This window comes from Streptomyces sp. NBC_01334 (genome assembly GCF_035983595.1).
GTDB classification, from domain to species: domain Bacteria; phylum Actinomycetota; class Actinomycetes; order Streptomycetales; family Streptomycetaceae; genus Streptomyces; species Streptomyces coriariae.
In genome coordinates, this window is the sequence record NZ_CP130718.1 from 4360035 (window position 1) to 4376642 (window position 16608).

Genomic DNA, 16608 nt, shown 5'->3' on the forward strand with positions numbered 1-16608 from the left:
CCCCTGCCAAAAGGTCAGGCTGATTACCCAACTTGGGTAACATCGCGGCAAGTAGAGAATCCGCGACGTTGCGTAGCCCTCGCAGTGTGGGAGCTTGCCCAATGCCCGACGCCGACCGGCCGCAGGAGCTGCCTGCCCGGCTGCTCACCGATCCCGAGATGATCAATGCGTGCCGGGTACGGGACTTCGGCAGAGTCTTCCGGCTTGTGAAGGCCAGAGCGGGCATCTACCCGTCGATGATCGCGAGGCGATGCGAGCTGACGCCGAGCCGCGTCGGCGAAGTGATCGCGGGCCGCCGCCAACTCCTCCACATGGACGTTGTCGAGCGCATCGCAGACGGCCTGCGCATCCCGGGGCACATGCTTGGTCTCGCCCGGCGCTCATGGGAGACACCGCAAGCTCTCGTCGTCACCGAGCGCGAGGCACCCCAAGTGCCAGAGCCGCGACTGCCGACCCCCGCGTCTCTACCGGGGCCCGACGTCGACAGCATCCTTGCTCTGACTACACGAACCAACCTCAGCGCAGCGACACTCGCAGCCTTCCGATCCTCCATCGAGGACTACTGGCGACGAGACGACCAGCACGGCGGGGAGGCTCTCAGGCCGGCCGTCGTCGGTCAGCTTCGCTACGTGGTCGGACTCCTGAAGGAAACTCGACCCCCGGCCATCCAGAACGGCCTGTACGGAATCGCAGCCGAGCTCGCACGCCTCACCGGCTGGACCTACTTCGACGCCCGCCAGTACAACCAGGCACGCGCCTACTTCACCGAGGCACTGCAACTCGCCAAGGCCATCGACGACCGCCAGTTCATGGCCAACGTCCTCGCCTGCATGAGCTTGCAGGCGACCTACCAGGACAAGCCCGCGGACTCCCTGGCACTCGTGACCGCCGCCCAGGACCAGGCCCGCTCATCCATCGACACCACCCCGCGCGTTCTGTCGATGCTGTCCATGCGGGAAGCCTTCGCTCACGCCACGCTCGGCAGCCAGACGTCCACTCACCGGGCGCTCACGGAAGCACACCGGCAGTTCGAGCAGATCCAAGCGAGCGACCCGGACCCGTCGTGGGTGGCCTACTTCGACGAACCGAAGCTCATCGTGGACACTGGCATTGCTCACGGCCGGCTGGGCGAGGCAGCGACAGCTGAACCGTTGATCGCGGACGCCTTACGCAGGGAAGCCCACACCAACCAGCGCGGCCGCGCGTTTCACGCGTTCTGGCTGGCCCGCACGCAGCTGGACCAAGGCAAGCTAGACCAGGCCTGCCACACCGCCACGCAAGCACTGGAGCCCGCATCGGCGGTGGCTTCAGAGCGCGTCTCAGGCCACCTTAGGGAGTTCTACGACCAGTTGGCCCCACACAGGCAGGAGCCCGTAGCCCTGGCCTTCGAGGCGCGGCTACGGGAGCTCCTGCCACCGGTCAGCGGATCGCTTCGTCCATGAGCACGTACAAGAGGCCGACGAGGGATCCGCTGCTGACAATCTCGCGGCGGTCGATCATCCCGCGTATCTCGCTGAGAGGGATCCACTCGATGCGGTCGGACTCGTTCTTCTCCGTGGGCGGACCGTCGTAAGTAGCCCCGTCCGCGCGGAAGACGTGGTGCTGCGAGTCCGTGATGCCGTTGGCCGGCTCGGCGTAGATCAAGGGCTTGATGGGACCAGGACGCCAGCCGGTCTCCTCCAACACCTCTCGAGCCGCTGCCTCCTCAGGAGTCTCGCCCTCCTCGACCAGGCCCATGGGCAACTCCCAGGCCCAGGAGTCCGTGATGAAGCGGTGCCGCCACATCATCAGCACCTCCTGGCGGTCGTTGACCACGGCGGCCACGGCCAAGTGCCGCAGGCGAACGACGTGGTACTCCCACCTGCGCCCGTCAGGCTGTTGGACGTCGACCAGACACAGATTCACCCAAGGGTTGGTGTAGATCTGTCGCTCACCGTGGGTCTTCCACTCCATACCTGCGGCCCCTCTCGATCGGACTCCAGGATCTCAGACCGATCCGAAGGCGGACGCAAGTTCGCCTCTTTCACGTCAGCCTGACGAGATGCCCCTGTGTACACGGCTTCGGAGGCCCCTTGCTACCCATGCAGCACAGCAGGTCACGGACCTATCGATAGTGGATCGGGTGTGCCGAGTCCACAGATAGTCCACGGCCTGCTACGTGCCAGCTTGACTGATCATCAGGGTCCCGCCGCGAGTTGCTGCTTCCCGTCCTGGTCAGACAGCGCGGCCCATGACCCTCGACCTCAACGTCCCTGCTGAGATAGCTCACACTTCGACGTTGGCCACAGCGGTTGATGGCGCCTGCGGCGATCGAAGTTGCACCAATCAGATCGTTTGCCCCTAGGGCTCCACCTGTGCCACTTAGCATGAACTGCACCAGGGTGCACTTTGTGGGCTGTTGCCCTCCCAGTCACCTCACACTCTGCCCAGAGCGTTCCGGAGTAGCTGTTGACCGACCTCGCGGGGAGCCCCCCTCCTGTAGACGACGGTGGGCATGACGCCATCAAGGGGTTCGCCTACCAGTTCGATAAAACGCTCCTTGAGATCTTCCAAAACCCGAGGCAGCGACTTGAGATCGAGGGCGCGCAAGATCTTAGTGGCGAGCACTATCACATGCAGATCAAGAACCGATCCGGAAAGTTCTATCCGTCGGTGATTGGTAAGGCAGTCCGCAGAATGTTTCTGCAATTCATGAGCAATCGTGATGCCGCCTATATCCTTCATTGTCACTTCGCAGACCAACCCTCGGGGACTTCACGCCTGCTCACCCCAGACGAATTGAATGGCTTGCTCTCTGGCCAGTTTGATGATGTCGAGCAAGATCTAAAATTGCAGTTCTCGAAATCCTTCTGCATCAATTTTGCAGAAGACTACGAAACGCAATTCCGGAACGTATTGCATTGCATTGCTTCAGGCCTTGGCGCCAAGGATTCAGTAGAAGCACTCTCCTACCATGCGATTCTTCATGCATACTTGAGAAATCTGGTATTGACCGAGCCGTCGGGCCGTCGTTGGGTAGCGCTGAACGACCTGAGGAAGGCCGTGACAGATGCCCGGAGCGCTATCTTCGCATCCACGTATGTTCTTTATTGTGGGTACGAGAAGTACCTCAAAATGGTGCGGAAGCAGTACCTCCCGCGCAAGGTCAATGTTCCTAATCTTGAGAGAATTTTCTCTTTTGAATGTACGGGTGACACGAGGCCTGAGGATATTGCAGAAGCGGTGCTAACTATTTGTGACAGATACCGCATTGCAGAGAGTTCGCCTGCTCCCTATTTCACGTTCCGCGGCGAGTTTGATGAGAGCTCGATTAAGGCCAATCTGTGGGAAGCCGGCGCGTACTTTAATGACGGCCGCGGGTACCATGGAGGGGCCTTCAAAATGGAAATCCTTACCAACCCTCCCTTCGGTGCCGCCCGCCTTAAGTTGGTGGAACAAGATAAGCTCCATGATTTGATGACAGAAGTAAAAGTAAAGGAATTTCACGACTTCTTCCTTACGGGGAAACGTGATTCCCCAGTGGCGGTGCCGCGACCGCATCATGTCTTTTTGCAGTCCCATGGCGACCTGATGGAAGTATTCCGGTGAGGAGCGCTCCTTGTCTAGTGCTGAAGTAATTGCTGTTTACCCCAACCGCATTAAGGTCGCAGTGCATGATATCGGCGAACTTGCCGATGGCGATCCGGTAGAGGTCGGCTCGTACCTGAAAATCTATGACAGCATGCAGGGCGCCATTATGGCGATCATCGAGAATTATTCTATCGAGCTTCGCCCGAGCAAGGAGGCAGATGAAGAACGGCAAAAGGTGTACATCATTGAGGCAGTGCCGCTCGGATTCGTCGACGGCGATGGTCGTTTCTCTAGAGGTGGTGGGGGAATCGCCATCCCTCCCAAGAAGGTCTCAGTAGCCGTTAAAGATGAAGTCCAGCGTATCTACGACACAATCGATATGGAGAGAAGGTTCCACTTCGCCCAGCTGGCGCAAGATATCTCTGTTGACGTTCCAGTTGACGGCGATAAATTCTTCAGCCGGCACATCGCCGTCGTGGGATCCACAGGTTCCGGCAAGTCTCATGCGATTGCCAGAATCATCCAGACCGCGACCCAGATCCGCGATGAATCGTATGGCGAGTACAGCTTGAATAACGCCCATGTCGTGATCTTTGACATTCATTCTGAATATAAAACGGCATTTCCTGCGGCTAACCATCTATCCGTCGAGTCCTTGATCCTTCCCTATTGGCTGCTCAACGCGGAGGAACTTCAGGATCTCTTCATCGAGAGCAATGAAGAGCAGTCGCACAATCAAATCGCGATTCTGAAAAAGACCATCACGGAAAATAAACGTAAGCACTTCTCGGGTGCGGAAGAAAAGCGGGACCTAGTTCACTACGAGTCACCCATCTTTTTCGAGGTGCAAGAGGTGCTTAACGCAATTAAGGCGAAAAATGAGGAACGCATCTCCACGCCGGGTAAGAGTGTGGATCGGGCAGGTCCGCTCTTTGGCAAACTCGATAATTTCATCACACGGCTCGAGAACCGCGTTCTAGATAGAAGACTTGATTTTCTATTGGGCCATCGGGCCAAAAACGTGGACCTCGAATCGATCCTTCGCCAGTTCACGGGCTACAATCCTAATTCTCTCGCGAACGTGACAGTGATTGATCTAAGCGGCGTCCCGTTTGAGGTCCTGAGTATCACTGTATCGCTGGTGTCCCGACTGCTGTTTGACTACTCGTACTACTTCAAAAAGAACAGCATCTCTTCCTCCGTGGAAACGCCACTTTTGCTCGTATATGAAGAGGCTCACAAGTACGTCCCAAAGAGCGGTCTAGCTAAGTTCAGTTCCTCGAGGAACTCGATCGAGCGGATCGCGAAAGAGGGAAGGAAGTATGGGATCACGGCTGCAATTGTGAGCCAGAGGCCCGCAGAGATTTCGGAAACAATCTTCTCCCAGTGCAGCAACTTCCTTGCCATGCGACTTACGAATCCTGAAGATCAGAACTATGTCAAGCGTCTCCTGCCGGACTCCCTCGGCCCCCTGACTGATTCTCTTCCTGTGCTCAGTTCAGGGGAGGCCCTGTTGCTTGGGGACGCTGCGGTCATGCCATCTAGAGTCGTTCTGGAGCAGGCTCTTCCTGCCCCTTCGTCAAGTGACGTTAGGTATATGGCGGAGTGGATTAGACCCTGGCATGAGGTGCAGTTCGTGCAGGTAGTTGAGGATTGGCAAAAATGACCAGGCGCAGGCCGACGCCACCTAAGTCATAAGCGTGTGTGCATGCAGCGAAAGTCGATACCGATTGATGGAAGGTCCATAAGGAAGATGACTAACCCAGAGGAGCCCGCAGGCTTCGGCGCTCTTGCCGAATGGTGGGAACAGCAGCAGGAGGAGCGTGCGCTGAAGCAGCGAAAGCACCAAGAACATCTACGTTCGCCACAGTATCAAGGGCAACTGAAGCGGCTAGATCGATTGACCGAGGCTGCAATCAATCTCGTTTACATGTCGCACGTGGGTATTAGTAGAATGCCTAACGCAACGGACACGTATCTCGTCTATTCGGGAACAGACGATGCGCTGGAATGCATCGTGGCAATACGGGCACTGGTCGCTCAGGGTGTCCATAATGTGGCGCGGCGAGAATGTAGGTACCTTCTTGAACAAGCAGTAAAGTTTCTCTACGTTGATCAACAATGTCCCAGTCTAAATGTGACCAGGGAGCAGCGGATCGAATTCCTGAAGAAGGAAGTTCCACGGTCGAGTATTCAACCGATTTTCGATGTCGCTCCCCTGTTGCCGTCAGACGAGGTTAGGGGATTTCAAGAAGAGGTGAAGGGTAGATGGTCTTCGCTTTCCGGGATTGTGCATCCGTCCAAAGAGCAAATAGACGAGCGAGCGGCACGGGCCCGCAGAGGGGCCTTTAGCGGATTCGAAACTGCCAAAGATCTCACTACTATGAACAACCAGCTTGCATCGGTCTACGATTGCCTAGGCGTGATGTGGTTGACTGCCGCTGGCCCCAGTACTGCTGGTGATCTAATCTTGGAGCTCGATCGGGAGGAATGGATCTTTCATAAGTCCAAGTGGCTCCAGAAGCTCAGCCGCCAGTATGACTACAAACTGGAGCGTCAAACTAGTACGCGGAAGAATGAATAGGCGATTGAGGATTCGGAGATCTAGGCGTTTAAGCAGTCTGCACTGAACCCTTTAGGCATTCCTTACGCATCAGGGGCCACCTATGAGCGATCCAGTCTGCCTCGTCGCCCGCGTGGATCAACCAAGCTGTTTGTCGGCCTGGTCAGGGCTTTCCGCTTCCGTCATCGTCCAAAGCCGCTCGTGCCTGATCGATGAACAGCGGTAGCTGACCAGAGAAACGCTTCGTGAGCTCCCTGCAACCATGCTCCAGACTGGAGCTGACGTCGCCTTCCGCGAATGAATTGGCACTGATCGATAGCTTTCGGCAACACTCTTCGATCTCGGAGGCGGCCTGAGCCACCTTGGCAGGGCCAGCTAGAACGACATCGAGCCACGCCTTTCTGACGTCGTCAGAAAGTGTCCTGCAGTGTCGGGCGTGATCAGCCGCTGATGGTTCCTCCAGCGGCTCGCCCGCATTCGCCGTGGCGATTAGAAGTGGAAGCATTGCCATATACCACTCTGCAGTACTAGCAGCATCGATGAACTGCTTGTAAATCTCCTGGCGGGGCTCCCTGCGTTGCCGGCGATGCTCAGCGCGGGCCGTGATCTTTGCCTGTTCTCGCGAAGCCCACCCCGTCGCCAACGCAGCTCCCGTCGTTGCTAGCGCTCCTGCGCCGGCACCAAGTACCGCTGCTAGCCCAGCATCCATGGGAACGACGATAGCTGTGTGTCCGTAGCGTATGAGGTGGGTGCAGTTTCCTTGGCCAAGTCAAGCCCATGGGTGCGCCGTCCACAGGTTACGGCCAGCTTGCAGCTTTGGGATCAAGGTTTGTGAACTCCCGTCACAGCGACGGAGACGGGCACTGACTTCACTCGTTGGTCTGTACCCACAGTCGTGGAGGATTCTTGCCCTCCTTCAGGAAGGCATCAACCAGACGCATGTCCGACGCGAAGCCCACTGAGGCATTGTCTGCCAGAAGATCCAACTGGTCAGGACTCCACTCGTCCACACCACCACCCAGCAGTACGAACCGTTGGTTGGGTGCGTAGCGAGCGCGTGCCAATTGCTGAACCAGCACTAGGGCATGCTCGGCGGCTTGCTTGCTGCTCGCAGCCTGAACGAGCACCTCACGCCTCGGAGCGTTTACCCGAGCCGTGGGGCGTACTTCTCCCCCTCGTGGCAGCCGCACCGACGGACGCTTTTGATACTCAAGGCGTGCAGAGCTGAGAAAGGCGTAGAGCGACCTCTCCAGCGGGCTTTCACGCCCTCCCTGAGCGAGCCACTTCAAACTGTCCGACGACAGCACCGCGCCTGCGATGTCGGCCACTAGGGCCGCTACGCATTGCACGGAGCGCCGTCCCGTAATGCGCCCGTGGATCTCCTTTAGGTGATAGCCGTCAAGGATCTCTGCCCAGGCTTTGGCTGCTCGTCCGCTCCCAAGATCGACACCGGCGTCAATCAGCCGCATCGCAGCGACGCCGGCATCACTCGCAAGGACTTCCTGGCCGGAGACGCGCAGCAGCACGGTGACTCCATCACCGTCGCTGAAGAAGAGGCCACCTGTGAGCGCAACAGTCCCTGGCTTCCCTCCCGGGGCTATGGTCCATCCTGGGAGCTGCTCGCGCACGGCGGAGGGCAGCAGGTCGTCCCTGATCACGGGTACTCCTCCAGTTCCTCTAGCGGCAGCACGTCGGGCGGTGCAGGTGGGCTACTCCAGGAGTACCCGGTACCGATCGCGATGTTGCACTCGCCCATGAAGTCCAGCAGAACCCGACGGTACTCCGCATCCAGAACAGCGAGCGATGCATCTGCGGGCACGGCTGGATCGTGGCGTATGTCTGTGGGTGCGTAGACGTCCTTGTTGCCTCGGGCCTCGCTCCAACGATGCTTATGCGTGCGACAGAGATAGTCCTCACCCAAGCGGTCCCGGTGCGTCCCGCGGACATCGAGTCGCCGTATGTTCGTGCCGCTTGGCAGGTGCCGCAAGATGAGTGTGTACTCCCAAGCCAAGTCGACCTTGATTCGGAAGATGAGATCGAAACGTTCCGACAGATCACTCCGGACCGGAACGTTGCCCTCTAGCTGCGACGCTCGGCCGTCTTTGCGAACGCTCTTGGACTTCCAGCGTATTGGGACGTTGAGCAGCGCATTCACGGTCGCACTCAAGATCTTTTCCGCTACGTCATCTGTGCAATCGCCCGCCCCCATCATGCGGGGATCATAGGATGTTTGCGTCGGTAAGGGAATGGATCCGGAGAGTCACGCGCGAACCTGGCTACCGCAACGCACCTGCTCACATCGCTGCGTCGGGCCAATCAGCCACATGCCAGTTCTGACCGGAACCGCCGAAAGCCAGCCACAGCGGCGGGCGCGTCATACGAGCACCCGTCACGTGTGCCTCCAGCAACCCCGTGATACGCCGCGGCTCGCGCCCACTCCGGCGGAGACGTTACCTCCGAATCCCCAGCCGTCCGCTTTGGTATTGCGCGCTGAGCGGTTGGGAGCCGTCGCAGCGGTGCCGAAGGCATGGAGCAGCGGCGGCCCCAGGCCGCCAGCGTGCGCGGGCCGCCGCAGGCGGACCGCCTTGAATCAGCGGAGAAAGTCGTAACTCACAGGAGTGCTCCGGGATTTAGGCAGCCGCGACGGCGGTCATCACTGGACAAAGGCGACGCCGGCTGGGCTCCGAGCCGTCTGCTTGGCGCGTGCCACAGTCGCGCCAGATGCAGGGGTCAGCCGCGGCTAACAGGGGTGAGTGGCAGGCACCATCGTGCCGACTGGCTTGGCCGGGGCATCCGCAGGTCACGTGCCTTACTACCCAGCCTCTCTCCTAAAGCGGGTGTCGCAGGTTCGAATCCTGCCGGGGGCACCAGTTCAGAAGGGGGCCTCCTCCGAAATTGCGGAGGAGGCCCCCTTCTGACATCCAGATCTGACATCACCGGCGACGGTCGCTGACGACCGGGGCACCTCTTCCGCAGCAGCCGATCCATGTGGCTCATGGCCTCGCGCTGCGTGTCCTGCACAACGGGCGTGTAGACGTCCATGGTGATGCTGATCTGCGGTGTTCGCGGATGAGTTGCACTGCTCGTTCCAGCCCAAGAGGTTCGAGTCCGTGCATCCGCATGCGCTGAAGACGGCGCTTGAAGACTCCGGCAGGCCGGCCTGAGGCTTGTGCCCGATCTCCCACCCAGTAGGTGGCGCCGCTGTGGAGGGTGGCCAGTGACGAGGCCGCGATCACGTTGCCCGCTCGCTGGAGAACAGAGGCCCGTCGTCCGCCGTGCCGAACTCCTTCCCGTGCTCGCGGAGCAGCCGCACCAGCGGCACCCCGCAGAAGTGTCCACGCCACGGCAGCATTTCGCCCGTTCGGCTGTCACCCGCCGCCGTCCGGGGGGTTCGCGCCTGGGTCGCCTTTCCGCTGCCCGGCAACGATGCGGTCGGTCAGGTGGATGACGCTCAGGAAGAGGTAGAAGACCCACTCCAGGTAGAGGCCAGGGTCATACTCCGTCCGCTGGTCGGCCTTCTGGTGCCGGATGCCGTAGCTGTTGGCGATGTGGAACAGCGAGCCCGCGTCCTTGCCGAGCAGATGGTCGGAGACCAGGCCACGACGCCGCTCCAGAATCCCCGCCAGCGCGATGACGGCGTGCCTGCGGTCCAAGTCTCCAGCGCCCCGCGCCTGGAACTGCCGCACCGCATGACGGATTTCCTCCTCGTCCGCGGAGTGGACCGCGGGGCCGGTCACAGAGGCGTCGACAAGGGCGCCGAGGCCGGGCGGGGCCACCGTCCGGAGCCTGCCGTTCCCGGCCAGCTCCAGGCCGAGCTCGCTCTTCCCGAGCACCGTGTTGATCCTGGCGCGGTAGAGCTGCGCGCCGCGCTCCGCATCGAACCCGCTGAAGTGGAGACCGCAGTCCGCGTAGTCGTGCCGGTACGACCGGGTGGGGCGGCGGACGTGGTCGGCGAGGAACTCGATCACGTCCGCCAGGTCGTCCACGGAGTAGGAAGCGTGCCGGGTAGCGATCGGCCAGAGCCCGGTACGCCCCAGCACCTGGTGCATCAGGGCGGCCGGGTCCGTGCCTAGCTCGCCCTCCAGATACCGGTCCACGCAGTTCTGGCCGAACGCCCACACCAGGTAGCCCGACCGCTCCAGCTCCGTCACGGTTTCGGCGACCGCCGCAGCAGTTCCCCGCAGCCCGAACGGGCGCACCTCACCGCGGCCCCGCCGCGACCAGTAGGCCGGGCGCGGCGGCCACTCGTCACCCGTGACGACGGCCTCCCGCAGGTCGGTCAACCACCGCGTATACGCGTCGGCGGACGGGGTCCCGTCGGACCAGACAGCCGCGGCCATCACCGCCGTCCACTCCTGGAGCGCGCCCTCGCCTCCGAAGGCCTCGCCCAGGAAGTGGGTGACCTCCTGGGCCAGGAGGTCCAGGGCCTCGGCGGACAGACCGTCACGGGCGGTGGCATCGATCAGCCGGGTGAGTTCCGCCACGACCAGGTCGGTCGGCCACCACAGCGGGGTGTCACCTTTTCCGGAGAAGGGGAGTGGCACGGTAGTCAGCTTTCTCGGAGGCTCCCCGGGGGGCGGCGAGGAGGCCGCCCCCCGGAAGGTCAGATCAGGCGCAACGCCATGTCGACGACGCGTACGACGATGTCGACGATCCTCAGCCACATCGGTAGCGGATCCGTGCCGGGTGGTCGCCCGCCGTCGGGCGTGCCGTCGCGGGGCTGAGGGACGCCTCCGGCGAGCGCGTCGCCGCCGCTGCGGCCCTTGGCCGCGAGGGAGGCGTTCGCGCGGGCCGCCTGCCTGTGCTTCTTCCGGCTCATGTCGATTCTCCACTTCCGCCGGACACCTTCCGGCTCCCGTCCAGACTGGGCGAGGGAATCGGGGAACGCGACGGGCCGCCGGGTCCAACTCGGGGAAAGCCACCGGGAATTCCCCGGACCGGTCAGCCGGGCTCGGCAGGATCCCCCGTCAACCGCAAAAGAAGATGGTTGGGGTTGCCCTGGTCGCGTGCCACCCGCCACGTCGTCCCGACGACCGCCTGGTGGCAAAGGTCGCTGGTCTTGTGGCCGAGGCCTTTGTATCCGTCGGCGACCACCCTCAGCCCGGCGGTCACCACCTGGATGGGGATCCCGTCGCTGAGCGCGGCGTCCCGCAACTGCCCCCGCTCGCCCGCGAGATCCAGCACCGATCGCAGCGCCTTCACCACCGCCGCCTCGTCCGTCGGCTCAATCGGCGGCAGCACCAGGGCAGCTTCCCGCATGACCGACATCAGCGTCGGCGCCGAGTCCGACCTGTAGTCGCTCCCGGCGTCCGCGCCGCCCGGTGTCTTCTCCCGGACCGCGCCGGCGGCGCCGAGGGACCGCACCAGGATGCGGTCGGGTTCGACGAACTGGTAGCTGGGGCCGGCCAGTTGCTGCAAGAGCCTCTTCAGCGGAGCCCCGTAGTCACCGGCCGTGAAACCGGGCTGAAGACCGCGCAGGACGGCAGCGAGCTCCGCCATCTGCACTTCCTTCCGGCCGTCCTCGCGCAGCCCGGCCACCGCCCGCGCCACCAGGCGGCGGAGCTCCGACCGGTCCAGCGTGAAGGTGATCACCCGATCCACGGCCGGGCCGGCCTGCGCCTGTCCCGCCGTACAGGCGATCAGTGCCCGGCCGGCCCGGTGCAGGGTGTCGGCGACGGACAGCGCCACGCCCGGCTCAGCGACGACGGCGACCGTCCGCAGGTCCTCCCGGCCGACCGCGGCCTCGACGATCTCCGCGGTCAGAGCGTTGGCCCTGGTCAGTGGCGAATCGTGGGGGATGTGCCGGATGACGAATCCATGCTGCCCGAAGTCCTCGGCGATACCCCTCGCCCGGGTGTCCGAGCAGTCGGCCACGACGAGCCGGTCCGCCACACCGTACGACATGCACTGTTCCTCGGCCGCGGCCTCGATCCGCGTGAGCACGACAGCGGCGCTCTGCTCATGCGGAGCCACGTCGAACAGGTGGTGGGCGTCGACGAAGACTCCGAGATCGAATCGTCCCATCAGTTCTCCCCCAGGACCGGTCGCCGGTCGTCGCTCTCCTCGGGCGGCGGGGCCACCTGGAGCCCGGCGACCAGCCGGTTGAGTTCACTGTGGCCCAGCAAAGGCGGAGCGGCAGTCAACAGGGTCAGCAGCCGGTGGCCGACCGTGCGGACCCCGTCGTCCACGTCGCCGGACGCGGGTGATGAGAAGGCGCACTCGTCGTCCTCGTCCTCCTCCTCGAAGTCCTCGAATTCCGCGAAGTCTTCGGAACCTTCGCGGCCCTCGTAACCTACCCAGTCCTCGTCCGCTGCCTCTTCCTCTCCCCTTCCTCCTTCTCTTTCCTCGTCGTCCGAGTCGCCGTCCTCCGCCCGCCTTCCGAGGATGTCGTCGATGGCGGAACCCGCCTCCGCCGGAGCGGCCACGGGGTCGGAGATCAGTCCTTCAGCCTGGGCCATCTGCATGATCCGGCCCAACGTCTCCAGGAAGATGGCGGGTTGCACCACCACCGGATTGTGCGCGGACCCGGGGAAGGCCAGCCGCACCCCCGACGTGACGCCCCCGCACGCCACCACGATGTCGGCACGCCCCCGGGCTTCGACGAGTTGCTGCACACCGAAGTCCCCCAGGTGCACGGCGATTCTGCGTCGGAGCCCCGGGTCCAGGGGGGTGGAGACGGTGAACATGCCGTACCGAGCGTCCTCCTCCACGGTGAGCCCGAACGCCCTCAGCAGAGCCGCGAGATCACGGGGCGCACTGTCGACGTTGTCGGGGGAGAGGTTGTCCAGCACGTCCGCGAAACGGTAGTTGCTGTAGCCGGGCACACGGAACTTGGTGAACGCGGGCATCAGCCGCAGTCCGCGCCTGCGGCTCTGCTCCTGCACGTCCAGCATCTTCCTGATCTCGGTGCGTTCCTTCTCACTCAGGAAGAACTCCCGGAACAGCTGGGCCTCTCTGAAGTCCCGCGCCTTGCGGGGTCGGCGCAGGAAGCGGTCGACGACGTCGGCGAGATGGTCGATGCCCTTGGCGGTGACCGCCGGCAGGTACCGGACGAGCCGCACGATGCGCTCCCGGTGCGTGGTCGGCAGCGGCAGTCTCGCCAGCGGGCTGAGGACACTCGGAACGCCCAGTTCCACGGCCTCCGCCATCGATTCGAAGCGCCGGAAGACCGTCCCCTGGGGGCGTACCCCGGACAGCTCGCGGGCGGCGTCGAAGAGATAGCTGGCGTTCTCCCCCAGGTTCCGCACGTCCGCCGCGTGCACGGCGACGACCTCCCGGGGGCCCTTGGCCCAGCCGGCGGACACCCGGGTGTTGGCCTCGACGGCGCTGGTGATCCGGCTGAGCGGGCAGCCTGTCATCCAGAGCAGCATGACGCAGGCCCGCAAGAGCGCAGTGATCGCGTCCAAGCCGGGATTCTCGACCGACCCCGTCAGCAGGCGCCGGAGCTGGTCGGCGACCACGCCGGTGCCGATCGGATCCCGCTCGTCGAGGTGGTCGGTGAACTCCTTGTTGGCGAGGTGGCCGGCCTTCCTGTCACGTTCTTCGGCGTCGGCGGTGCCCAGCACGGCGGCCAGCCGCAGCACCCGCTGGCACTGCGCCCGTTCCCGCTCATCGTCCCCGGTGGCGGGGACCACGGACAGCCAGCTCATGGTGTCCCGGACGTGCTGCGAGCGGGCCGCGATCCACAGCAGGGTCAGATCCCCGGCCCCGAGCGCCGCCTCCGCCACCAGCTGCTCCACGACCCGGGCGTCCGCAAAGGGCAGCCCCGAGGTGCTGACCGCCCGTCCGAGCCCGGTGACCACCCAGTGGGCGGACTCCGGGTCCCCGGCCCGTCCGGGAGAGACGCCGATCAGCCGTTCGCTCACGAGTATCTCGCGCACGGCCGCCCGGTCGGGGGCCGCGCTTCCACTGACGGCGCCCAGTGAGGCCCGGTGCAGCGCGTCCAGCCTTTCGCCGAGGGCCACTTCGGTGAAGGGGTGCCGCTGCTGGACCGCCCAGTGCAGCAGTTCGGCGGCGAACGCCTGCTCGTCCACCTGCGAGGCGATCGTCGCGCCCGTCGAGGTGTAGTCGACGTAATGCCGGTAGACGGCGGTCACGTCGGACAGCGCGCGCAGCGCGCGGTCGACCGCGGTCTCCTCCTCGTCCTTCGGCGTCACATGGCTGGCCAGACCGTTCAGATCCGCCTCCTGGAAGTCGACGGCGCTCTTCACCAGGGGGGTGTGCGGGATCACCAGATAGCCGTAGCCGCGCGGGCGCGGTCCTGTGCCCAGGCCGAGACGGCCGGCGCGGCCGAGCCGCTGTGCCACCGTGTCCTGGTTGAGGACCTGGCTGGTGCGTCCACCGGTCGGCGTGGTCAGCGAGCCGACCACCACCGCGTCGGCCGGCAGGTTGATGCCCAGTTTGAGCGTGTCGGTGGCGAACAGCAGGCGGATCAGGCCGTCTCGGAACGCCTTCTCCACGACGCTGCGCAGCCCTTGTTCGAGGCGGGCCGAGTGGTAGCCAACGCCCGTGCGCACCGAGTTCTCGACGGAGTCGCGCACTGTGGTTTGCGGGAATCGGAAGAAGGCGGTGTGCCGCTCGCGCACGTCCTTCTCGTCGAGCGTGCCGAACCGGCCGGCGAAGAGGCTGACCTCGGGACTCACCGGTCCGATGTCCGGATCGCGGCTCAGCAGCACCTGAGCCACCTCGGCGAGTACCTGGGCGTGCTGCCGGGAGCCGACGAAGCACAGCACGCTGCGGACGTCACGGCTGTCGTCCTTCAGCAGCTTCACCGCCACGGCGAGCGCCCGTTCGTAGGCGGGGGCACGGTCGAGCTGGGCCTCGAGCACCGAGTCCTTGCGCCACTGCCGCAGGACCACCCCCAAGTTCTCGAAGCGCTCCTCCAGCCGACCGTCCTCGGCGTGACGCTCGCAGACCCGGCGGTCGTCTCGGACGACCATGTTGAGCGGCACGGGCCGGCGCGTCACCCGGACGACGTGGTCCGGGCTGATGTCCAGCCACCTCCGCACGTCCTCGGCCGCCGCCTCCGTCAGGGTCGCGGACAGGCCCAGGATCGGCATCTGGTAGGACGCGCGGATCGCGGTCAGCAGCATCTCCAGCCGGGGCCCGCGGTCCGGGTCCGCCAGGTTCTGCAACTCGTCGACGACGATCAGGTCGCAGCCGTCCAGCGTCATGCCGCCTGCCATCAGCCCGGCCAACTTCTCAGGGATGATGACGGCCACGTCGTACTCGCCCCGAAGCAGCATCTCGTCGTAGTGGGGGTAGTCACGGGAACCGGGGACGATGCGCCACTCGTACTTCGTGCCGTCGAGGAACTCCTTCCACTCCTCGACGGCCTGGCTGACCAGAGCCTTGGTCGGCATCAGCACGATGGCGCGGCCGTGACGCCGGTGCGCCCGGGTGATCGCGTGGCACACGGCGATCCGCCCGATCCGGCTCTTGCCGCTGGATGTGGGGCCCAGCAGGAGCATCGACCGCTGGGTGGCGATGCACTCCAGCAGCCGGGGCAGGGCCGCGGCCATCAGGTCGGTCTGGCCGTTCTCATCGATGCCGAGGTTCTCCAGCACGGCCGTTGAGTACTGGGCGCGCCGCTCGGCGAGCTCCCGGGAGGCTTCGCCGACCTTCTCGGCGATCGAGGCCGGCAGGAGCCGCGACAGCAGATCGGTCCCCTCGGAAACCCGGTCGCGGGCGTAAGGGCGAAGTGCGTCGTCCAGCCGTTCCGCAATCAGGCGCAGTCCTGGCGCGGCCAGCGGTGGGAAGGCTTCGGGGGCGTCCAGACCCTCCGCCCACATGCGTTCCCTGATGGTCCGCTCAGGCTGGCGCAGCGTGTGTCCGCCGGGGATGGCCGCCTGCCATCTGCGGGCCGCCTCCTTCCACGACCGGCGGGCCTCGATCGCCCAGAACCAGGCGCAGATCGCCTCACGGGACTTGACCCGAGTGCGGTTCGAGGTGCTGGAGAACGCCTGGTCGTCCGTCTCGTCGTACAGGTTGGTCAGGACCGGCCGGATGACAGAGTCGAGGAGGAACCTGCCCCGTTCCCCGGAGGACGGCTCCAACAGGTGCGGCGATATCAGGTCCTGGTAGACCCGCAGATGCGCGTCGCCGAGCATCTCGTGGACGTCCTCGTCTCGGCCCCAGTTCTCGGCCGCCGCGCTCATCAGCTGCGCGTAGCAGCTCCAGCGGCGCACCCAGTCCGCCCCCTCGGCGTACCGCTCCCGGGCCGACTTGGCCACGCCCTCGCCCCTGCCCAGGGGGAGGTCCGCCCAGTCCGGGTTCAGGAACCACACCTCGTCACCCACAGGCTCCCCCGATCCCATGGAGCGCCCCCGCCCCGGTGGCGAGGCAGCGGCTCCCCTGTTCCGCTCCCTGCCAGCCTGGCACAACTCGACCAACACCACCCGAATTTCGCGCGATACGGAACGCGTGACGGCGGGGCGGCGACTGTGCCGCGGGGCCGTTCGGCGGGGTGGAGGCGT

The 16608-nt window shown here is 64.1% G+C and carries 11 protein-coding genes and 1 pseudogene; 4 read left to right on the forward strand and 8 right to left on the reverse strand.

All coding sequences use genetic code 11. The features are described from left to right. Positions 1 to 101 precede the first annotated feature (101 nt). Complete coding sequence (locus tag OG736_RS19435) at positions 102 to 1442, forward strand: helix-turn-helix domain-containing protein (protein WP_327183574.1); 1341 nt, start codon at positions 102 to 104, stop codon at positions 1440 to 1442. Here OG736_RS19435 and OG736_RS19440 read toward each other — a convergent pair. Continuing rightward, entirely contained in the window at positions 1420 to 1953 is a 534-nt protein-coding gene (locus tag OG736_RS19440; protein ID WP_327183575.1) for an NUDIX hydrolase, read from the reverse strand. The genes OG736_RS19435 and OG736_RS19440 overlap by 23 nt on opposite strands. Before the next feature lie 495 nt (positions 1954 to 2448). Here OG736_RS19440 and OG736_RS19445 point away from each other — a divergent pair, with 495 nt between their 5' ends. The 3 genes from OG736_RS19445 (at position 2449) to OG736_RS19455 (ending at position 6154) form a co-directional block, all read left to right on the forward strand. Then, complete coding sequence (locus OG736_RS19445; RefSeq protein WP_327183576.1) at positions 2449 to 3588, forward strand: hypothetical protein; 1140 nt, start codon at positions 2449 to 2451, stop codon at positions 3586 to 3588. Positions 3589 to 3598: 10 nt separating this feature from the next. Further along, entirely contained in the window at positions 3599 to 5236 is a 1638-nt protein-coding gene (locus OG736_RS19450; RefSeq protein WP_327183577.1) for an ATP-binding protein, read from the forward strand. A gap of 87 nt (positions 5237 to 5323) precedes the next feature. After that, a complete protein-coding gene (locus OG736_RS19455) occupies positions 5324 to 6154 on the forward strand; it encodes a hypothetical protein (protein ID WP_327183578.1) in 831 nt (276 codons plus the stop codon). A gap of 848 nt (positions 6155 to 7002) precedes the next feature. Here OG736_RS19455 and OG736_RS19460 read toward each other — a convergent pair. The 7 genes and pseudogenes from OG736_RS19460 to OG736_RS19485 all read right to left on the reverse strand — a co-directional run bounded on the left by OG736_RS19460 (position 7003) and on the right by OG736_RS19485 (position 16431). Further along, complete coding sequence (locus OG736_RS19460) at positions 7003 to 7791, reverse strand: hypothetical protein (RefSeq protein ID WP_327183579.1); 789 nt, start codon at positions 7789 to 7791, stop codon at positions 7003 to 7005. Next, positions 7788 to 8345 (reverse strand): hypothetical protein, encoded by a 558-nt coding sequence (locus OG736_RS19465; protein WP_327183580.1) that lies wholly within the window; start codon positions 8343 to 8345, stop codon positions 7788 to 7790. The genes OG736_RS19460 and OG736_RS19465 overlap by 4 nt, the downstream gene beginning before the upstream one ends. Positions 8346 to 9088: 743 nt before the next feature. Further along, positions 9089 to 9250, reverse strand: a pseudogene (locus tag OG736_RS47285) (site-specific integrase); the annotation flags it as partial. Between the two features lie 251 nt (positions 9251 to 9501). Continuing rightward, positions 9502 to 10677 carry a hypothetical protein gene (locus OG736_RS19470; protein ID WP_327183581.1) on the reverse strand — a complete coding sequence of 392 codons (1176 nt, stop codon included), beginning with the start codon at positions 10675 to 10677 and terminating at the stop codon, positions 9502 to 9504. 59 nt (positions 10678 to 10736) lie between these two features. After that, positions 10737 to 10952 (reverse strand): hypothetical protein, encoded by a 216-nt coding sequence (locus tag OG736_RS19475; protein WP_327183582.1) that lies wholly within the window; start codon positions 10950 to 10952, stop codon positions 10737 to 10739. 122 nt (positions 10953 to 11074) lie between these two features. Continuing rightward, entirely contained in the window at positions 11075 to 12157 is a 1083-nt protein-coding gene (locus tag OG736_RS19480) for a hypothetical protein (protein ID WP_327183583.1), read from the reverse strand. Then, the gene (locus OG736_RS19485) at positions 12157 to 16431 is read right to left on the reverse strand and encodes a DEAD/DEAH box helicase (protein ID WP_327183584.1); all 4275 of its coding nucleotides are present in this window, start codon (positions 16429 to 16431) and stop codon (positions 12157 to 12159) included. Before OG736_RS19485 ends, OG736_RS19480 begins: the two co-directional genes overlap by 1 nt. Between the last annotated feature and the right edge of the window lie 177 nt (positions 16432 to 16608).

Coding starts and splice junctions, on each gene's coding strand:
- OG736_RS19435 (WP_327183574.1), top strand. CDS start 102: ATGCCCGACGCCGACCGGCCGCAGGAGCTGCCTGCCCGGCTGCTCACC.
- OG736_RS19440 (WP_327183575.1), bottom strand. CDS start 1,953: ATGGAGTGGAAGACCCACGGTGAGCGACAGATCTACACCAACCCTTGG.
- OG736_RS19455 (WP_327183578.1), top strand. CDS start 5,324: ATGACTAACCCAGAGGAGCCCGCAGGCTTCGGCGCTCTTGCCGAATGG.
- OG736_RS19465 (WP_327183580.1), bottom strand. CDS start 8,345: ATGATGGGGGCGGGCGATTGCACAGATGACGTAGCGGAAAAGATCTTG.
- OG736_RS19475 (WP_327183582.1), bottom strand. CDS start 10,952: ATGAGCCGGAAGAAGCACAGGCAGGCGGCCCGCGCGAACGCCTCCCTC.
- OG736_RS19480 (WP_327183583.1), bottom strand. CDS start 12,157: ATGGGACGATTCGATCTCGGAGTCTTCGTCGACGCCCACCACCTGTTC.